The following is a 16258-nucleotide window of genomic DNA, read 5'->3' as shown; positions in this document are numbered from 1 at the left end:
CGAGGAAACACCAACGTTCCTCGGGAGGGCTTTGCTCTTTAGCCTTTCGATACGGCGTATCGATCGATACTTATCATTTGTACTCAAAGTGAGGAATGGCCATCCAGCGTTTTCTGAGATAGTGAGCCGCCATCTTCGGCTTGCGTTCTCTGGTGAACACCCCTTTTTTGTTGCCCTGAACGCGTATAATCCCCTGACTGGTTTGGAAATCCGCGAAGTTCCATACCTGTTCACCGATAAAGTTTGGAAACTCGTCCACCACCTCATGATTAGCTTGCAGACATGCCACCTGATACTCTTCAGAAAACATCGTGGGCATCGTATCATGGAAGCCTGCAATGGTGTCCGCGCCGTATTCAGTGAACATGATGGGCTTTCCTGGCCTTAGCTGATTCCATCTCGTCAACTCGGTACGTAAGAGGGCTTTGGCCACATCCAGTTGTCCTCCCTGGACATACCAACCATAATAGCGGTTCAATGCCAGCACATCCACCAGGTCGGAAACGTTACACGTGTCGGGTGTTGCCATCATATGCGTGACAATCGTCACAGGGCGTTTTTGTGGATCGAGTGCTCGTGCAAGCTGCACTAAGGGTTGAAAATATTCATGTGCCCCTTCCTCTTCAGATGCCGGCTCATTGGCAATGGACCACATTACCACGCATGGATGATTTTTATCTCTGGCAATCAATTCACGAATGACCTGTGCATGGTGTTCTTTGGTCTCAAGTTCTTCCCATGTCTTATGAGACCTGGAGCCACCGTTCAACATGGTGCTAAAGTTCAAATGCAATCCTACCGCCGGTACCTCATCGATTACCACAAATCCCTCGCGATCTGCCAGACGCATGAGCTCTTCAGAATAGGGATAGTGCGAGGTACGGAAGGAGTTAGCGCCCATCCATCGCAATAGATTGAGGTCTTTCACATTGAGTACTTCATCCAATCCACGTCCATGGATATGCGAGTCCTCATGTTTGCCGAAGCCCTTAAAATAAAATGGCTTCTCGTTTATCAGAAATTTGCCATCCTTGACGGCAACTGTCCGCACTCCGAATGGCTGCTCATACGTATCAAGACGCTGCCCTTGTTGCCACAATTCCACGATGCAGGTATACAGATAGGCGTGCAGAGGCTGCCAGAGATGCACACCTGCGATGGAGAGTTGGCCGCTTGATCCGGTGCTGCTAGCGACCGTTTCACCTATCTCGTCTTGAATAGAAACACGAACCTCCGCGTCTCCCTCAGACTCGATAGTGTATGTCACTTGCGCATGCGTTCCCTGGACCACCGTTGCCAGAGTAATATCGCGGATATAAGTTGTCGGAGTCGTATACAGTTTGACTGGGCGTTGAATGCCCGCGTAGTTAAAAAAGTCAAAGTTGGGGGTATCGGTGACCACTTTCCCCTTTCCTGGAATATCTTTTTCCTGATAATCCCCGACGGGAAGTGTCGTGTGGTCCACAATATTGTTGACCGCGACCGTCAGGCGATTTTTGCCACTTTTGGCGAATGCATTGATTTCTGCTTCAAAAGGAGTAAATCCTCCTTTGTGCTCGACGACCAGTTGCCCGTTGAGGTAGACTTTGGCGGCATGGGTTACGGAACCAAAACGCAGCACGATTCGTTGCGAGAGGAAATGCGCAGGAACAATGATCTCCCGTTCATACCAGACCCAGCCGATATGATCTCGAATCTCCGCCCATTCGTACAGATCGTTGTAGGAAGCAGGGACGGGCATCAGTATCGTCTCCTGTAGAGGGTGATCAAACCATCTCTCTGCAAATCCGGTGCCCAGGTCAAGCTTAAATTTCCAGATACCGTCCAGGTCAACGAGTTCTCTTAACGTCGTCATGATTGGATACAACATGATTTCTCCCTTCTTTTCATTATCGTACATCGTACAGCCTTGATCGGAATCCCTATAATGGTACCATGATTTCCGTTGATCCACCTTTTTCGTGCCCATTGGTTGAAGCTTGTTGTAAAGGTGAAGAAAGCAGCAATACTGAAAGAAATAGGTATAGATTGTGTGATGTGTCGTTTTTGTGTGGGGGGAACGCAGAGTGAATGCATCCTATCTGGTAGATGCAGGAAGTGGTACGCTGACTCAAAGGGGGCGCAGATATGGAAGAAGTGCGAGAGCTGATTGAGGAAGCGGGAGTGATCGAAGCACCAGAAACAGTGAAGAAGTAGGTACGACAAGGCAGTGCTCCCAAGAGCCTCTATGATGCGTTGTATCGTTTTAGCGTCAAGCCAGCTGAGGTGTATGCGTTTGTGGATTGGGATGATGTGATCCAGGGCCTGTTGCGTGAGGAAGACGTGTGACATATTGAGGCGAGAAATCCTGTCTGGTTGTGTTTTCCTCGTGCCGGTGGGGGTGTGGAACTTGTTGTTTTGTGGCGAATGTGACGATGCGTCGCCATATTTGCTGTCTCTGGGGCACCGCCGTGCGTGTAGAGTTGGTAGGTGTCTTGAAACGTGGAGAAGGGGTCCATGTGTTCCTTTCCGAAAGATTTTCAAAACGAGCAACAGGTGTCCCTCCTGCTCGATTTCATACATACAATTGGTCACCTGCTGAACAAGGCTGTTGTTCTTACACCAGAGAATGGTGCTGATTTTCCTTTGTTCCGCTTTGATCCAGAAACCAAGAAGGAGACCTGATTCTTGGAACCGAGTGATAGCTGATAGCGGAGCCAGGCTTGCGATGTGCCAGAATTTCCAAAGGGCTTGGCGGTTGATTATACATCATGGGCTTTACCAAGTATCATACATAAATACTGATTGATAATGGTTGAAATAGCAATTGATTTTATTTGATTTATTCCTAATAATTTATCTTATAAATCAAATAAATATATACATGCATTTATTCATGCAAGGGACCCATATGGCTAATGCGGCCATTGCGAGTTTGTCTGGAAGTAGTGAAAGAAAAATATTGGCGAGGATTGGCAACAGAGCATACCTACTGGGGAACATTAAAGCAGCTCCTATCACCTGCTTCAAGCATCTCTGGTCAAGGAGAAGCTGTTTTCTAGGACAGCGGGCATACGCATTGAGCCCATATGAATACGAATAACTGTGCTAATGGAGGTGTTGAATGGTAGACAGACTCAAGAAAGATAGGGCTTTTGAACTTGCAGAACAAAGGTTTGCCGAACGCCTGAAGCGTAAACCACGTTCCTTTATTTCTTTACAGACCTTAACCCCTTTAGAAATGAAAACGATCATGCGCCGTGGCATTGAGATGAAAAACAGGCTCGGCGATTTTTCTCAGGTTTTGCATGGCATGTCGATCGCGTTACTGTTCCAGAAAACCTCGACACGGACTCGCTGCTCTTTTGAGAAAGCAGCGGTGGAATTGGGTGCATTCCCCAGCTATATCGACTGGAAGACTTCCAACTTTGTACTAGCAGATCTCTCCGACGAGATAAAAGTTCTATCACGCTATCACGATTTGATTGTTGTCCGCGCTCTTCACCATGAAATGCTGGTTACTATGGCTCAAGAAAGCGAAGTACCTATCATTAATGGTATGTGTGATCGCGAACACCCATGTCAGGTGCTGGCTGATTTTATGACCATCACCGAATATTTTGGCGAGAATCTTGATGGGTTGCGCATTGCCTATTTAGGCGACGGCAATAATGTCTGTCGCTCACTGGTGCATGGGGCTATTCATATGGGTGTTCAGGTCAATTTGTGCTCACCTGAGCGCTATGCTCTGGACGATGAAACAGTTGCTGCCGGAAAAGGTCTCATTACCCGGATGACTCATCCTCTAGATGCGGTACACGATGCTGATGTTATCTACACCGACACATGGGTTTCAATAGGTGATGAAGCAGAGACACAAGAACGCCTTGCCGCTTTTGAAGCCTATCAGGTCAATGACCAATTACTTGCATTTGCGCCATCTCAGGTCTTATTTATGCATTGTTTACCAGCTCATCCAGGCCAAGAGGTGACGCCAGAGATATTGAGAAGCCCACGTTCTTTGGTGTTCGATCAGGCTGAAAACCGTCGCCATGCACAAAAAGCTCTTTTAGAGTGGCTTGTTCATCAGTGATGATTAAAGGCTCCTTACCATAAAAGTAAGGATGAGCTGTTAAGTGAATAGTTGCCATGACCTTCTATGAGGTAAGAGGCAACAAGGCTCCTTACCCTATCACTGCTGATGAGGCTAAAAAGTGCCCTGCAGTAGCTTCCTATATAACGAGTAGGAAAGATTGTGACATTATGTGGAATTAAAGCGGGCTCATAAAACCTTTGCTCCTATTACACATATAAAGTCTATTGAAACAGCGAACCGTCACCATCGGCTGGCACGCCGTGTGCGCGACTATCGAACCACGCTCCTGGCCTATCCTGATAGTGCTCGGATCATCACCGAAGCACGGCAACTCAGCCCTGCCACCATTTGCACCTTACTGAGGAGCTTGAGGTGATGGTGGCCCTGCGTACCATCACGGCGCTCACCAACTATGTCAACGGCTGTATCCTTCAGGAGCAAAGCGCGCGGCGACCCACGACTCATGCATCTGTTTCCCATGAAGCTCTCGCAGAGCTTTCTCATTTAGGGAGGACAGCTCCACTCCATGTCGCATTTGCTGAAGGGGGAAGTCTCTACAACGAAGCGTCCTTTGAGTATGGTCTTCAAGCTTTGATTGAGGGATGTGCCACCGCCTTACATCGCCGCGTAGAGATCAAAGATATGAGTGGGCGGCTCACTGGCCTCGGCGAGTGAAAGGTCAGTTTCCGATGAGAAACGGGTATTGTCAACTCAAGGAGAGTTGTAGAGATTCTAGCAGAGAAAATATGGGAAAAGTGGTGAAGCCCCCCTATTTTCAGGGGTCATTTTCTCCAAAATCACCCGCAAAGTGAGGAGGAAATGGTGAAAGCTTAACAACAGAAATGTTTAAGTTGACAATGCCGCAGCCACACCTCCCGGATGGAGGCTCCCTCTTGTTCCGCACGCAGGGGCTGTCATTCCACTTCTAGATGCGCAAGAGAAGGCGGTGGCGCGAAACCCTGTATTCATATCTGTTAGCGTCCCGTCAGGCATAATGCCAGGTGTTCCGTACGTCGACATCCAACGAGTACTGCCTGAAACTTCAATTCTATCACTAACGGGAGTGATCGTTGCTGCCACGCCTGTTTTATTCATGTTGCTCATAACGCGTCCAGCTTTTTCAGTTGTTCTCACGCTGAAAAAGCTGGACGCATCGTTTCTCTATTTCCGGCAAGGCTTTTACACCAGGTTCCTGGGCTGAGGAGCTTTTCACGCGAACGGTTGCCCATGCACTTGCGAGGAAGACGTTTGTCTTCTTCGCGCTCTTGTGTCGATACACGGATTTTTCTGCATGTATGCTGCCCTGCTTTCAAGAGGTGGATCGAATGGATGTCGTCTTTAAAACGTACATCTGCAGCCTCAGCATTCATCTCCACACTTTTCTTTTTCTATGGCTCTCTGTTGGCTCTGGCTTTCTTACGCTTTTGCCGCAATGACCTCGAGTTCAACGAGGATGTTCGGGTAAATCAATTCGGTCACCACAGAAAACATGCCTGCTGGTGCTGGAGAAACCTCACCCAGGTAACGGCCTCGAACTTGAATATAAGCCGCTTTATCCTCAGCGTGAATCAGATACTGGTTGACCTTCACGATATCGGCTACCCCCATGCCAGCAGCTTCCAGGATGGCCAGAATATGCTTCCAGGCCAGGTCGGCCTGCTCCTCAATCGTCTCTGGTATGGTCCCATCAAGCTTGATGCCGGGCGTTCCAGAGGCATACAACCAGCGAACATTGCCTGGGACCTCCACCCCATCACTGTAGCGATCAGGGCCGTGACCACCAATCAGTGCTGACACCCCTACATTGTGGCTTTTCATCATTCTTCGTCTCCTTGGTTATCTTTATCTCGATGTGAGAGCACATGCGAGAAAGCTCAACGTTTCTCTCAAATGCCATCGGTATGCGAGTCATCTTCTTAGCAGTCCAATAGATCCTCTGCCTCTTCTAGAAGAAGTGTCCATCTTCGAGATCCTGGATCAGCGTGGGGTGTACTGGCTGCCACCCCAGCAGCTCGCGGGTCAGCGCGCTCGACGTCGGGTTGTCTACTGAGGAGAAGGGTCCGAGCCAGCGAAAGTGCTTGCCCGCGTCCTCTGGAGAGATGGAGACCACCGGGAGATCGAGATGCCGACCGATCACCTCGGCGATGGTGCGGGTCGGCACGCCCTCTTCCCCGACTCCGTGCAGCACCGATCCCGCTGGGGCCTTCTCCAGCGCCAGACGGAACAGGCGAGCGGCATCGAGCCGGTGCACAGCGGGCCAGCGGTTAGAACCATCGCCGACATAGCCAGAGACGCCCTTCTCACGGGCGATAGCGATCAGGATCTCCGTGAAGCCGCCTCTTCTTTTGTCGTGAACCGAGGGAGCCAGTCGCACGATCGATGAGCGCACGCCGCGCTGGGAGAGAGCGAGCGCCACGTTCTCCGATGCGAGCCGGGGCGCGACCGCCCCGGCGTCGGCCACGTCCTTTTCCGTTCCGAGACACCCCTGCGGGAGAAAGAATGTGAGCATCAATGTTCCCGAGGTGATTACGAGCGGCTTGCCGGAGCCTTCGAGCGCTGCTCCGATTGTCTGGACGGCGTGCAGATCCGTGCGCACAGCGCCCTCGTAGTCCGAGAAGATCCCCTTGTGGTCCGCGACGAAGTCGTGGACAAACGCGAGGTGGATGACGCCGTCAGATGCAGCCGCTGCGCTGCGCAGGCTGTCAAGATCATCAAGGGAACCACGATGCACCTGTGCTCCGGCGGCAGCAAGCGAGGCAGCGGTTGCATCTGAGCGCGCCAGGCCGAAGACCTGATGGCCCGCCTCGATCAGTTCGGGAACGACGGCGGAGCCGATAACACCGGTTGCGCCGGTAACAAAAACTCTCATAGGAAAATCCTCCATTAATAAACGTAAGGTTAGGGTTTCGGTCGTGTGGCCACACACACATCAAGTCAGGTGATACAGTATGATTGGCTGTGTAGTCACACATGCGTGTGCCGGTTCGGCAAGCAATGCAGCCAGCATCTCTCCCGACGACAAGCGTTCCTTGACCGAATATGTATCAATACCATGCCCTGTCTTCAAGCGTTGTTTTCGATACGTCGAAAGTGTATACTGACGCGCAGCTCAGATCGCCTGTTCCCCCTGTCACTAAAATGGTTGCCATGGTCGTATCCTGGTCCTTTCTTTTTTGTCTGACTGCCCCTCTTCACAAGGCGGTATGCGAGAAGCTTTCGCGCCATCCTGGGGATGTGGGCTGCTAGTTCAGGCTGAACTTTCTTTCTTAGTGGAGATTGCCTCTCTTGATGACACTCTATCAGAAGATTGGCTTGCTCAAAATAGCCATTATGGAATATACTGAGGTAGCCATTATTTGTTCTGAGAACAGCGGAGACTGCTTATGCCAAAGCCAACACCACATATCCCATTGCCCAGCATCCAATTGGATGCGAGCGCCAACCTGCCCCTGCGCCGCCAACTCTATGAACAGCTTGGCCGAGCCATTCGCACCGGTTACCTGGCTCCAGGGACACGGTTGCCCTCAACACGTGCTTTCGCCCGTGAGTTGGGGGTCTCGCGCACAACCGTTGAAGAGGCGTATCAGGATCTCTTTGCCCACGGGTATATTGAGGGACAGGTGGGAGCAGGCACCTATGTCACGAAGCACCTTTCTGAGAGCCCCTTCCACAAGACGACCATGCCTGCAGCAGCGACGAGGTCTTCTGGGCCAGTAAGTCGATACGCAAGCTCATCGCAGCGTGGCTCTGCGCTCTCATTGCCGCCTGGCTTTAACAGAGGCAATGTGAGCATCCCTTTTTGTCTCGGACTCCCTGCGCTTGAGAGCTTTCCGCAGCAGGAGTGGGCACGGACAGTCGCGCGAGTGGCACGTCACCTTTCCCCCTCACAGCTCGGCTATCAAGATGTGGCGGGTTATCGCCCGTTGCGCGAGGAGATTGCCACCTATCTCACCGTTTCGCGGGGCGTGCGCTGCACAGCGGATCAGGTGATTGTGGTCGCAGGCGCGCAGGCGGGATTGTTCCTAGCAGCGCGCCTGCTCCTGAACCCAGGAGATGCCGCCTGGATAGAAGATCCCGGCTATCCCTATGCAAAAGCGGCGTTTGAGGACGTGGGAGCCACCATCGTGCCGGTTCCCATTGATAAGGAAGGGATAGATGTGGTGAGCGGGAGAGCGAGGCACCCAGACGCCCGGCTCGTCTATGTGACTCCCTCACATCAATTCCCTCTTGGCGTGACCATGAGCCTTGCCCGGCGCTATGAACTGTTGCACTGGGCCCGAGCTGCCGGAGCCTGGATTATTGAGGACGACTACGATAGCGAGTATCGCCACCTTGGTCGTCCTATTCCGGCGCTGCAAGGGCTTGAAGGTGCAGAACAGGTGCTCTATCTGGGAACCTTTAGCAAAGTTCTTTTCCCCGCATTACGTCTCGGATATTTGGTCGTTCCGCCCTCGCTGATCGATACCTTTGTCACTGCCCTGTGCACAACAAATATCTTTCTGCCGACGCTTGAACAGGCAGCGGTAGCGACCTATATGAGGGAGGGAGATTTCGCCCGCCATATCCGCCGCATGCGTTCGTTGTATGCGAAACGGGGGAATCTCTTGCGGGATTACGCCGAGCGCTCTCTTGGAGAAGTGCTCACCATCGAGCAGCCCGCCGCTGGATTGCATCTGGTTGGCTGGTTCAGAGAAGGCACCGATGATCGCGACATGGCGCGCAAAGCAGAGAGACAACGCATCATCGTTTCTCCCCTCTCGGCGTATCGTATGGAGCCCACGGGTCGTAGCGGTGTTTTGCTCGGCTATGCCTCCTGGACCGAACGCGAGATTGAGGAAGGCGTGCAACGCCTTGTGCGAGCATGGAACACCAGTCAGGAAGAGAGAGGCCCGGATCCAGCATAATTCAAGGGAAGACGGCCATGAGAATGATACTGCAATCATCACCAGAAGCATGCTATACGCTCCGCTGGCGAATGCGCGTATTCACTATGTTGATGCACGCGATGTTGGTGTGGTTGCGGCGCACCTGCTCACCGAAGAGAGGCACCAATACCAGGAATATGAGGTGACTGGTCCAGAAGCACTCTCATGTGTACAATTGGCGGAGATATTCTCCACGATATTGGATGTGCCAGTTCGCTACACTGTCATCTCTGATGAGGATGCGCAGCAAACGCTTTTGAAACGCTATTCTGCCTGGACTGCTCATGCGGCTACTACCCTCCTGCAATTTTCTCTCCAGGGGGTGGAGCCAGTGTTACTCGGGTGATTAAGGATGTAACAGCTCACAAACCTTGTACGGTAGTCACCTATCCTGTCTACTAGCACACTGCCTTTTGGGATGATTTTTTTTGGCGTTTTTTCCCTTATACTCAGATGGAAGCGACGCCACTCTGGCGCACTCGCGGTGAAATCTCTCCTTTGAGCAAAGATACCTCTTGTGTTTGTGCTCAAAAAGCACATTTGTTTCGTGATGTGGGTATACGCTTCTTCATGTGCCTCTTCCCCGGCCACCCAGAGCCACAGATCATGCCGGGTGGTTGGCATCGTCTATCTATCGACTCCCCGCACCTCCGAAATCGGAGACGCCTGCCGGTATATCTATGGCCGCGCACGCGTCTCCAAAGGGAAGGCCGAAAGCCGGCTACCAGGGTCACTCCTCCGGTTGTTATGCTGGGTTACCGCAGGTTGGCGATAGCCTGCACCAGCGCAACCGGATCGGCGAACTCATGGAGATCGAACTCCAGGTAGGAGTGTGCCCCTGTTCCTCATGCGAAGATGCCGCTTTGGGCGACGTGCATCCTACTACCTCCTGTGAATCAAATGTTCGCCAGAGACCAGATGTTAAGATCCGGCCTCGGCGTTGATCTGAAGGACACGTACCCCCTGCATATCCAGGAAATAGCGTCCCTTTACCTGCGCAACGCGGATGAGTGCTCTGTCGCAGGAGGGGCAGCGGATGACTGTCCCCATCCCATGCATATAAGCCGCGGCGGCTCCAAGGACATTGATCGTGCCGCAGCCTGCGCATGTGACCTGTACCAGTGTCATGTCGAAAGGGAAGATGGCTTGTAAGGGGCCAGCGGCCGCGTTGCCATCCAATTTGTTTTCCATCATACTGCTCCTGTCGGTCCGAAGCGTTCGGTTTTGATGTATCCTGGCTGGTATCCCAATGCCACCAGACTGGCTGCGGTAGTTTCGACGAATGGAGTGGGGCCACAGATAAACGTCAGCGGACGCTGCTCGGCGGCCCAGGTCACTTCGCGCAGCATCTGGTGATCGATACGGCGGGTATAGCCGGCCCAGTCGGGTGGTTGTGTACGTGTCAGGGTCTGCGCTACCTCCAGCATGGTACTGCTCTTCATTAGCTGGTCGAGTTCGTCACGGTAGATGATATCCTCAAAGGATCGCGATGAATAGAGCAGGCGAGTGGGAACGGTGCTGGCTGCGGCGGCCCGGTGGCGCAGCATCGCCATGAGGGGGACGATACCCGATCCCCCGGCGATCAGCAAGAGCGGGCCGCCCATTTGCGCCTCCCACACGAAGTAACCGCCGATAGGGCCGCGCAACTCCAACCTGTCGCCGACGCGCAACTCCTCGGTGAGGTAGGGTGAGACCTCTCCATCATCGATTCGTTCGACGGTAAGGGTCACGCGCGGTGCTTCCTCAGGTGGCGAGGCAATCGAATAGCTGCGCTCGACCTGATAGCCATCCTCGGCGGTCAGTCGTATGTCCACGTGTTGACCAGGGCGATGTCCCGTCCAGTTGGGCAGAGAGAGCACGATGCTTTTGGTCTGAGGGGTTTCTGCCCAGGTGTCCACCACCTCGCCCAGTTGCCAGGTTAGTCGCCCCAATAGCGTTCCTCCTTCCATGGATCGCCGTGGTTGCTATATCCCAACGACTCCCAGAAGCCCGGTTTATCATCCTCGACCAGGCGCAGACCACGCACCCACTTGGCGCTCTTCCATAAGTACAAATGGGGCACTAGTAGGCGTGCCGGACCACCATGCTCGGGTGAGAGCGGCTGACCCTCGTAGGTGTCCACCACCCATGCTCGCCCCCCCGTTATCTCGTCCAGGGGCAGATTGGTAGTATAGCCCCCATCGGAAAAGGCGATCACATAGCTGGCGCTGGTTTCAACCTGCTCCAGCAGGGTATCGAGGGAGACTCCTTCCCAGTGCGTATCCAGTTTCGACCACTTGGTCACGCAGTGGATGTCCTTCGCCACCGTCTCGCGGGGTAGCGCGCGAAACTCATCCCAACTCCAGCTTTTAGGTTGATCGATTTCTCCAAGAAGAGAGAAATCCCAGCTTGTAAGCGGTGTATGCGGCGTTGGCCCCGCCGAAAGGACGGGAAAGCCACGCTCAAGGTATTGTCCTGGTGGGATTCGTGCGCTCTCGTCACTCTTCTGACGGCGACCTCGGAACCCACGCGAAATGAAGCCTTCACTCATTCCCTCACCTCCTGATCTTCTCTAGCGATTTGCATTATCCTCCTTATTGTATTATGTACTTCCGTGACAAAAGAGATTCCCGTAGGTTTGATCGATGCGGTCGATTTCCCTTCCCGCTCTGTTTCGCTTCTCATGCAGATGATGGGGCATATCAAGTAACTCCTTCATGGCTTGGATCAATCACGGGTTGGATCGATTGAAACTAATAGGGACACATAGCGATAGCGACGAAGAGAGGCGGTTGTGAACAAAGCTCGACCGCGTTATTTCTCTATTATCTTTGGTTACACGTTTGTCGTGTAAGCAATGGTGATACAGCGGGCTGCCTCGAAGCTGGCGAGGTGAAGGGCTGGTTGCGTCCAGGTTTTGAAGCGTATGGGCAATTGCTGCAGCAGGTGGCCCAGACGACGCATCAGAGTTGCCTACTGCTGACCAGTCGCGAGAAACCCGCTGCTCTGCGTGTTCTGGAGGGGAGCCGTTTGCTGGTGCGCTGATCGTGCAGTGTCACTGGGATGTGCGTGTGTGGTCGGAATCCAGGAGAACCGGTGGTCCCGCCTGCGGATCGCAGATTCGGGACCGGTTCAGCAGCGCAAGGAGACGGCTCAAAGCATAGCCGTGCTGTGGCTATCCGTCATGACAGTGGTAGTGGGATGACTGCCAGGCAAGCAGCCGAGGACGCCGGGACGGTGGCCCCACCGTCTCAGCTTAGGCCTGCGATGTGCGCGGAAAGGTGACATGAAATGTTGAGCCGTGTCCCACCTGGCTATCCACGGCAATGGTGCCTCCATAATGGGAGACGATCTCAGCGACCAGGTACAATCCAATTCCGAGTCCCGGGATCGCGTGCTCTCTGGCACCAGCGGCGCGATAGAAGCGTTCAAAGATTTTCTCGCGCTGCTCTGGTGGAATACCGAGACCGTGATCGTGCACACTGATAGTGACGGTCTCGGCTGTGGTGCGAAGGTCAATCTCGACCGTCTTCGCCTGAGGGGAATATTTGATGGCATTATTTATCAGGTTGATGAAGATTTGTCTGAGCCGGTTTCGATCACTGACAAACATCGTCTGCGTTGCCCCATGGAGAATCAGGGTATGGGTCGGACACGTCTGCTGCATGGTTTCAACAATCTCCCGCAGCAGCGCACCGAGATCCACCGACTCCTGGGCATACTTCAAGGTACCGGTCTGTATTCTGGAGACATCCAGCAACTCTTCCATGAGTCGCACGCCATTATTGACCTGGGCCCCCATCTGCTCAAGATCCGCCGCGGACTTTTGCATGCTTTGCCGACCGATCCGTTTTTTGAGCAGAGCGGCCTGCAATTTCAAGACGGTAAGGGGAGCCCGCAGTTCATGGCTGGCCACGGCGATAAATTCATCCTTACGTCGTTCGAGCTCCTTGCGCGCCGAATTATCCAGCACGAAGCCGATTGTTTGGATCGAATTGGATGGTAGTGTGACACGTCCAGCAAGTATCGGCAGGCGGCTCCCATCTTTACGCACAAACTCTTTCTCATAGAGCGTCGTCGACTGTTGGATAGCAAGTTCCTGCTGCGCCTGCAGGGTCTGAGCCAGATATTCGGGAGGCGTTATCTGCATCCAGTTGATGCGCCCTTCACGCAGGTCTTCGCGTGTGTAGCCGGTCATGCGCAGATAGGTGTCATTGGCGTTCACAATCTGCTCACCTTCGGTGATAGCGATCCCGATAATGCTGGAGCTCATCAGGATATTGACGCATTCCTGGCTCTGGCGCAAGGCCTCCTCCGTGCGTTTCTGCTCGTCGATATCGGTGCTGGTGCCAAACCACCGGACGATGTGACCTGCCTCATCGCGCACTGGCATGGCGCGGGCTAAGAACCAGCGATAGCGGCCTGTCTGGCCCTCTTGGAGTCGATATTCGACCTCATACGGGATACCCGTGCGGAAGGCGTGCGCGCGCACCGTCAGGACGCGCTCAGCATCCTCCGGGTGCAGGAACTGGCCCCAGCCATAGCCCTGCAGTTGCTCCGGCGTCGCGTGGGTATAGTCACAAAACCGTTGATTGGTGTAATCCACGCAGCCATCTGCTCGCGTAGTCCATACCAACTGTGGGAGTATTTCGGCCAGGACACGCCAGCTCTCCTCGCTGGCAAGGAGCTGGTCACACGACGTAAGAGTCACACATGTGGTTTGCTTGGTATTCGACAGCGTCATAAAATGGTACCTTTCCCTTTCACGTACCCCATCCCTGAGAACGAAGAGGTCTTCCTTACATGTTGAGATTGCGGCAATCCCTCTTTCTCGCAGTGGTCAGCAAGAGCGAACTCTCGTTTGCTGACCACCCCCGCCTATCATCCCTCCGACCAGCGCGAGCAATACATCTGGATCAAACGGTTTGCTCAAGGTGTTGCCAATGCCCATCCCAGCAGATTGCTGGAGCGCTTCCTCATCGCCACTCAGTGTAATGATCGAGCGCAAGAGGGGCGGATCGTGTTCTTGGATTTTTTGCAAGAATTGCAGCCCATTGAGACGTGGCATGGTTAAATCCAGCAAAATCACATCATACGCGTTCCATTGATGGTCCAGGTGCTCGAAGGCGTCTATGCCATCGATGGCTGTCTCGACCTCATAGGTTTCCTCCTCCAACAGTGCTTGTATGAGCGATCGCAACTCGTGGTCGTCGTCGACGACTAAAATGCGCTTCCTCATTTCCTTTCCTGCATTCGCCATCTCTCTGGCCCATTTCTCTCTACCATTCAGATAGGGAAACGCGCCGCCTCCTTTCCCTGCTCGTTTTTGTTGTGACGAACATCTTTGTTTGTGAAGAATATAGGGTGAAGATTCTTTATTAGGAAGATCATTTGTTTTTGCTGTACAGAGCGTATTGGTAATGTCGATGAATGTTGAACACTTTTTAGTGCGAATGGTAGGATTTTGACGTGAATATTGAGCAACCGGGCTACCAGCCATCTGAAAAGCCATTCCAGCGGTCGGTAGCCCGGTTGCTCAACATTCACGCAAACTACCAGGTACTTGACAAGAGAAGCATACTCTAGAAAGAGGACATCTTCCAGGGTCATTTTTGGAGGTAGTATGGATCCATTTTGGAAAGGTAATTTCTGTCGTCATGACTAAGAGACCACATCGCGTACCGCAAATGGCGGCAGATATTGCACTTAACCGGGCAGTAAGCATGCCGTTGCACCGCCAGTTGTATGACCGACTACGCCATGCTATTCTCAGTGGCCAATTACAGCCAGGTCAACGCCTCCCATCAACACGGATTTTAGCGAGTGAATTAGGTATTTCTCGTAATACAGCAAGTGAGGCCTATGAGCAGCTCTATGCTGAAGGATATCTTGAGAGAAAGGTCGGCCAGGGGACCAGGGTGACATGCAACCTTCCTGAGACCTTTTTCATTCCAAGCGCAACTCCCCAGAAGAAAACAGCTCCTGGCGAGAGCACACACGCTCCTTTCTCCTTGTCTCACCTGGGAGAGGAGGTAACACGCCAGGCACCTCTACTCTCTACGCTGACCTTTCCTCGACCGGATGCTCCACGCGCTTTTCGTACGGGTGTCCCGGAGCTACGCGCATTTCCCTTTCAGCAGTGGAGCCAGGTTGCTTCCCACTGCGTACGATCTACGCTCAGAAACGTGGCCGATTATCAGGAGGTCGCGGGTTACTTTCCATTGCGCGAGGCTATCGCCTCTCATGCGAGCATCACACGAGGCGTGCATTGCCAGACAGAGCAAGTTCTTCTTGTGCCAGGCGCACAATCAGCGTTAGATCTGGCAGCGCGCCTCCTCCTCAATCCAGGGGATTTTGCCTGGATTGAAGATCCAGGATATCCAGGAGCGCAACGAGCCCTGCGCAATGCTGGCGCACAACTGGCTCCTATCCCTGTGACATCGGAAGGGATGAATGTCGAAGTAGGACAAGAGCGCTACCCACAAGCTCGTCTGGCCTTCGTCACTCCATCCCATCAATTTCCTGCGAGTGTCACTATGAATCTGTCGCGACGATTCGCCCTCCTTCAATGGGCGAATCAGGCCAATGCCTGGATTCTCGAAGATGACTATGACAGTGATTACCGCTTCAGTGGTCGCCCCCTCGACGCATTACAGGGACTCGATACCGCTCAGCGAGTAATCTACATTGGAACATTCAGCAAAGTCCTTTTTCCGGCATTACGCATAGGGTATCTGATCGTGCCACCTCAACTGATAGCACCTTTTACCAATCTGTGCAGTGGTATGCACAGGCATGTGCCTATTCTTGAGCAACTCATCCTGGAAGCGTTTATCACCAAGGGGTATTTTCTGCGTCATATCCGGCACATGCGGGAGATCTATGCGACCAGAAGAGCCATACTCGTCGAATTGCTTCAGCAGGAACTTGGGGGCCTGGTGGAAGTACAGCCGCCTCAGGCAGGCTTGCATCTTGTGTGCTGGTTCCCACCAGAAATGGATGACCAGCGGATAGCACAACGAGCAGGCACACGTGGACTTGAAGTCATGCCTCTTTCCAGGTTGGCGCTGGGTTCATTGCAGCGAGGCGGTCTCGCGCTTGGCTATGGGGCGGTGGATGAGCGGGAAATTCAGGCTGGCGTTCATCAACTGGCACACGTGCTTTCCTCATAAAATGGCCCTTGTAGGAAGACCATCATCATGCTATAGTCTTGCCAGGTGACGTACTTTTCAGAGTCTCATACTGGTATGTATCCATTCAGAAGCTCCCCTTTAGCTCA

15 protein-coding genes are annotated in these 16258 nt (G+C 53.1%); 6 read left to right on the top strand and 9 right to left on the bottom strand.

All coding sequences use genetic code 11. The annotated features are described in order from the left end of the window. Positions 1-73: 73 nt before the first annotated feature. Positions 74-1870 carry a beta-glucuronidase gene (gene uidA / locus AABA21_RS00685; RefSeq protein WP_338246796.1) on the bottom strand — a complete coding sequence of 599 codons (1797 nt, stop codon included), beginning with the start codon at positions 1868-1870 and terminating at the stop codon, positions 74-76. A 1233-nt stretch (positions 1871-3103) separates the two neighbouring features. Between uidA and argF the strand changes: the two genes are divergently transcribed. Both argF and AABA21_RS00675 read left to right on the top strand, forming a co-directional pair. Continuing rightward, positions 3104-4072, top strand: a complete 969-nt coding sequence (argF, locus tag AABA21_RS00680) for an ornithine carbamoyltransferase (RefSeq protein WP_338246794.1) — start codon at positions 3104-3106, stop codon at positions 4070-4072. Positions 4073-4450: 378 nt separating this feature from the next. Further along, positions 4451-4750 carry a TetR/AcrR family transcriptional regulator C-terminal domain-containing protein gene (locus tag AABA21_RS00675; RefSeq protein ID WP_338246792.1) on the top strand — a complete coding sequence of 100 codons (300 nt, stop codon included), beginning with the start codon at positions 4451-4453 and terminating at the stop codon, positions 4748-4750. A 455-nt stretch (positions 4751-5205) separates the two neighbouring features. Here AABA21_RS00675 and AABA21_RS00670 read toward each other — a convergent pair whose 3' ends face one another. The 3 genes from AABA21_RS00670 to AABA21_RS00660 form a co-directional block, all read right to left on the bottom strand. Next, positions 5206-5445, bottom strand: a complete 240-nt coding sequence (locus AABA21_RS00670; RefSeq protein ID WP_338246631.1) for a hypothetical protein — start codon at positions 5443-5445, stop codon at positions 5206-5208. Between the two features lie 46 nt (positions 5446-5491). Continuing rightward, on the bottom strand, positions 5492-5896 hold the full coding sequence (locus tag AABA21_RS00665) for a RidA family protein (RefSeq protein WP_338246629.1): 405 nt from the start codon (positions 5894-5896) through the stop codon (positions 5492-5494). A 124-nt stretch (positions 5897-6020) separates the two neighbouring features. Further along, a complete protein-coding gene (locus tag AABA21_RS00660; protein ID WP_338246790.1) occupies positions 6021-6944 on the bottom strand; it encodes an SDR family oxidoreductase in 924 nt (307 codons plus the stop codon). Positions 6945-7458: 514 nt separating this feature from the next. Here AABA21_RS00660 and pdxR (AABA21_RS00655) point away from each other — a divergent pair. Both pdxR (AABA21_RS00655) and AABA21_RS00650 read left to right on the top strand, forming a co-directional pair. Further along, entirely contained in the window at positions 7459-8979 is a 1521-nt protein-coding gene (pdxR, locus tag AABA21_RS00655) for a MocR-like pyridoxine biosynthesis transcription factor PdxR (protein WP_338246787.1), read from the top strand. Between the two features lie 49 nt (positions 8980-9028). Continuing rightward, entirely contained in the window at positions 9029-9346 is a 318-nt protein-coding gene (locus AABA21_RS00650; protein ID WP_338246785.1) for a Rossmann-fold NAD(P)-binding domain-containing protein, read from the top strand. 575 nt (positions 9347-9921) lie between these two features. Here the strand turns inward: AABA21_RS00650 and AABA21_RS00645 are convergent. From AABA21_RS00645 to AABA21_RS00635, 3 genes are read right to left on the bottom strand one after another with little or no spacing between them, the layout of a single operon-like run. Beyond that, the gene (locus tag AABA21_RS00645; RefSeq protein WP_338246783.1) at positions 9922-10194 is read right to left on the bottom strand and encodes a DUF6510 family protein; all 273 of its coding nucleotides are present in this window, start codon (positions 10192-10194) and stop codon (positions 9922-9924) included. Further along, complete coding sequence (locus AABA21_RS00640) at positions 10191-10949, bottom strand: ferredoxin reductase (RefSeq protein ID WP_420917082.1); 759 nt, start codon at positions 10947-10949, stop codon at positions 10191-10193. The genes AABA21_RS00645 and AABA21_RS00640 overlap by 4 nt, the downstream gene beginning before the upstream one ends. Then, positions 10919-11530, bottom strand: coding sequence for a sulfite oxidase-like oxidoreductase (locus AABA21_RS00635; protein ID WP_338246779.1), 612 nt, complete (start codon positions 11528-11530; stop codon positions 10919-10921). Before AABA21_RS00635 ends, AABA21_RS00640 begins: the two co-directional genes overlap by 31 nt. 353 nt (positions 11531-11883) lie before the next feature. Between AABA21_RS00635 and AABA21_RS00630 the strand changes: the two genes are divergently transcribed. Then, on the top strand, positions 11884-12024 hold the full coding sequence (locus AABA21_RS00630) for a hypothetical protein (protein ID WP_338246777.1): 141 nt from the start codon (positions 11884-11886) through the stop codon (positions 12022-12024). 211 nt (positions 12025-12235) lie between these two features. Here the strand turns inward: AABA21_RS00630 and AABA21_RS00625 are convergent, their stop codons facing one another. Then, positions 12236-13690, bottom strand: a complete 1455-nt coding sequence (locus AABA21_RS00625; protein ID WP_338246775.1) for a sensor histidine kinase — start codon at positions 13688-13690, stop codon at positions 12236-12238. 129 nt (positions 13691-13819) lie between these two features. Further along, positions 13820-14218 (bottom strand): response regulator, encoded by a 399-nt coding sequence (locus AABA21_RS00620; RefSeq protein WP_338246774.1) that lies wholly within the window; start codon positions 14216-14218, stop codon positions 13820-13822. A 418-nt stretch (positions 14219-14636) separates the two neighbouring features. On the opposite strand from AABA21_RS00620, the gene pdxR (AABA21_RS00615) reads away from it, so the two are divergent. Next, on the top strand, positions 14637-16151 hold the full coding sequence (gene pdxR / locus AABA21_RS00615) for a MocR-like pyridoxine biosynthesis transcription factor PdxR (RefSeq protein WP_338246773.1): 1515 nt from the start codon (positions 14637-14639) through the stop codon (positions 16149-16151). Positions 16152-16258 lie beyond the last annotated feature (107 nt).

The organism is Dictyobacter halimunensis (genome assembly GCF_036245075.1).
The sequence above is the reverse complement of the archived record's forward strand: the minus strand, read 5'-3'. Positions and strand labels throughout refer to the sequence as shown.

What these genes read in the sequence shown, in the direction of transcription:
- argF (WP_338246794.1), top strand. Translation starts at nt 3,104, where the DNA reads ATGGTAGACAGACTCAAGAAAGATAGGGCTTTTGAACTTGCAGAACAA.
- AABA21_RS00675 (WP_338246792.1), top strand. Translation starts at nt 4,451, where the DNA reads ATGGTGGCCCTGCGTACCATCACGGCGCTCACCAACTATGTCAACGGC.
- pdxR (WP_338246787.1), top strand. Translation starts at nt 7,459, where the DNA reads ATGCCAAAGCCAACACCACATATCCCATTGCCCAGCATCCAATTGGAT.
- AABA21_RS00670 (WP_338246631.1), bottom strand. Translation starts at nt 5,445, where the DNA reads ATGAATGCTGAGGCTGCAGATGTACGTTTTAAAGACGACATCCATTCG.
- AABA21_RS00640 (WP_420917082.1), bottom strand. Translation starts at nt 10,949, where the DNA reads ATGGAAGGAGGAACGCTATTGGGGCGACTAACCTGGCAACTGGGCGAG.
- AABA21_RS00665 (WP_338246629.1), bottom strand. Translation starts at nt 5,896, where the DNA reads ATGATGAAAAGCCACAATGTAGGGGTGTCAGCACTGATTGGTGGTCAC.
- AABA21_RS00650 (WP_338246785.1), top strand. Translation starts at nt 9,029, where the DNA reads ATGCTATACGCTCCGCTGGCGAATGCGCGTATTCACTATGTTGATGCA.
- AABA21_RS00645 (WP_338246783.1), bottom strand. Translation starts at nt 10,194, where the DNA reads ATGATGGAAAACAAATTGGATGGCAACGCGGCCGCTGGCCCCTTACAA.
- AABA21_RS00660 (WP_338246790.1), bottom strand. Translation starts at nt 6,944, where the DNA reads ATGAGAGTTTTTGTTACCGGCGCAACCGGTGTTATCGGCTCCGCCGTC.
- pdxR (WP_338246773.1), top strand. Translation starts at nt 14,637, where the DNA reads ATGACTAAGAGACCACATCGCGTACCGCAAATGGCGGCAGATATTGCA.
- AABA21_RS00635 (WP_338246779.1), bottom strand. Translation starts at nt 11,530, where the DNA reads ATGAGTGAAGGCTTCATTTCGCGTGGGTTCCGAGGTCGCCGTCAGAAG.
- uidA (WP_338246796.1), bottom strand. Translation starts at nt 1,870, where the DNA reads ATGTTGTATCCAATCATGACGACGTTAAGAGAACTCGTTGACCTGGAC.
- AABA21_RS00620 (WP_338246774.1), bottom strand. Translation starts at nt 14,218, where the DNA reads ATGAGGAAGCGCATTTTAGTCGTCGACGACGACCACGAGTTGCGATCG.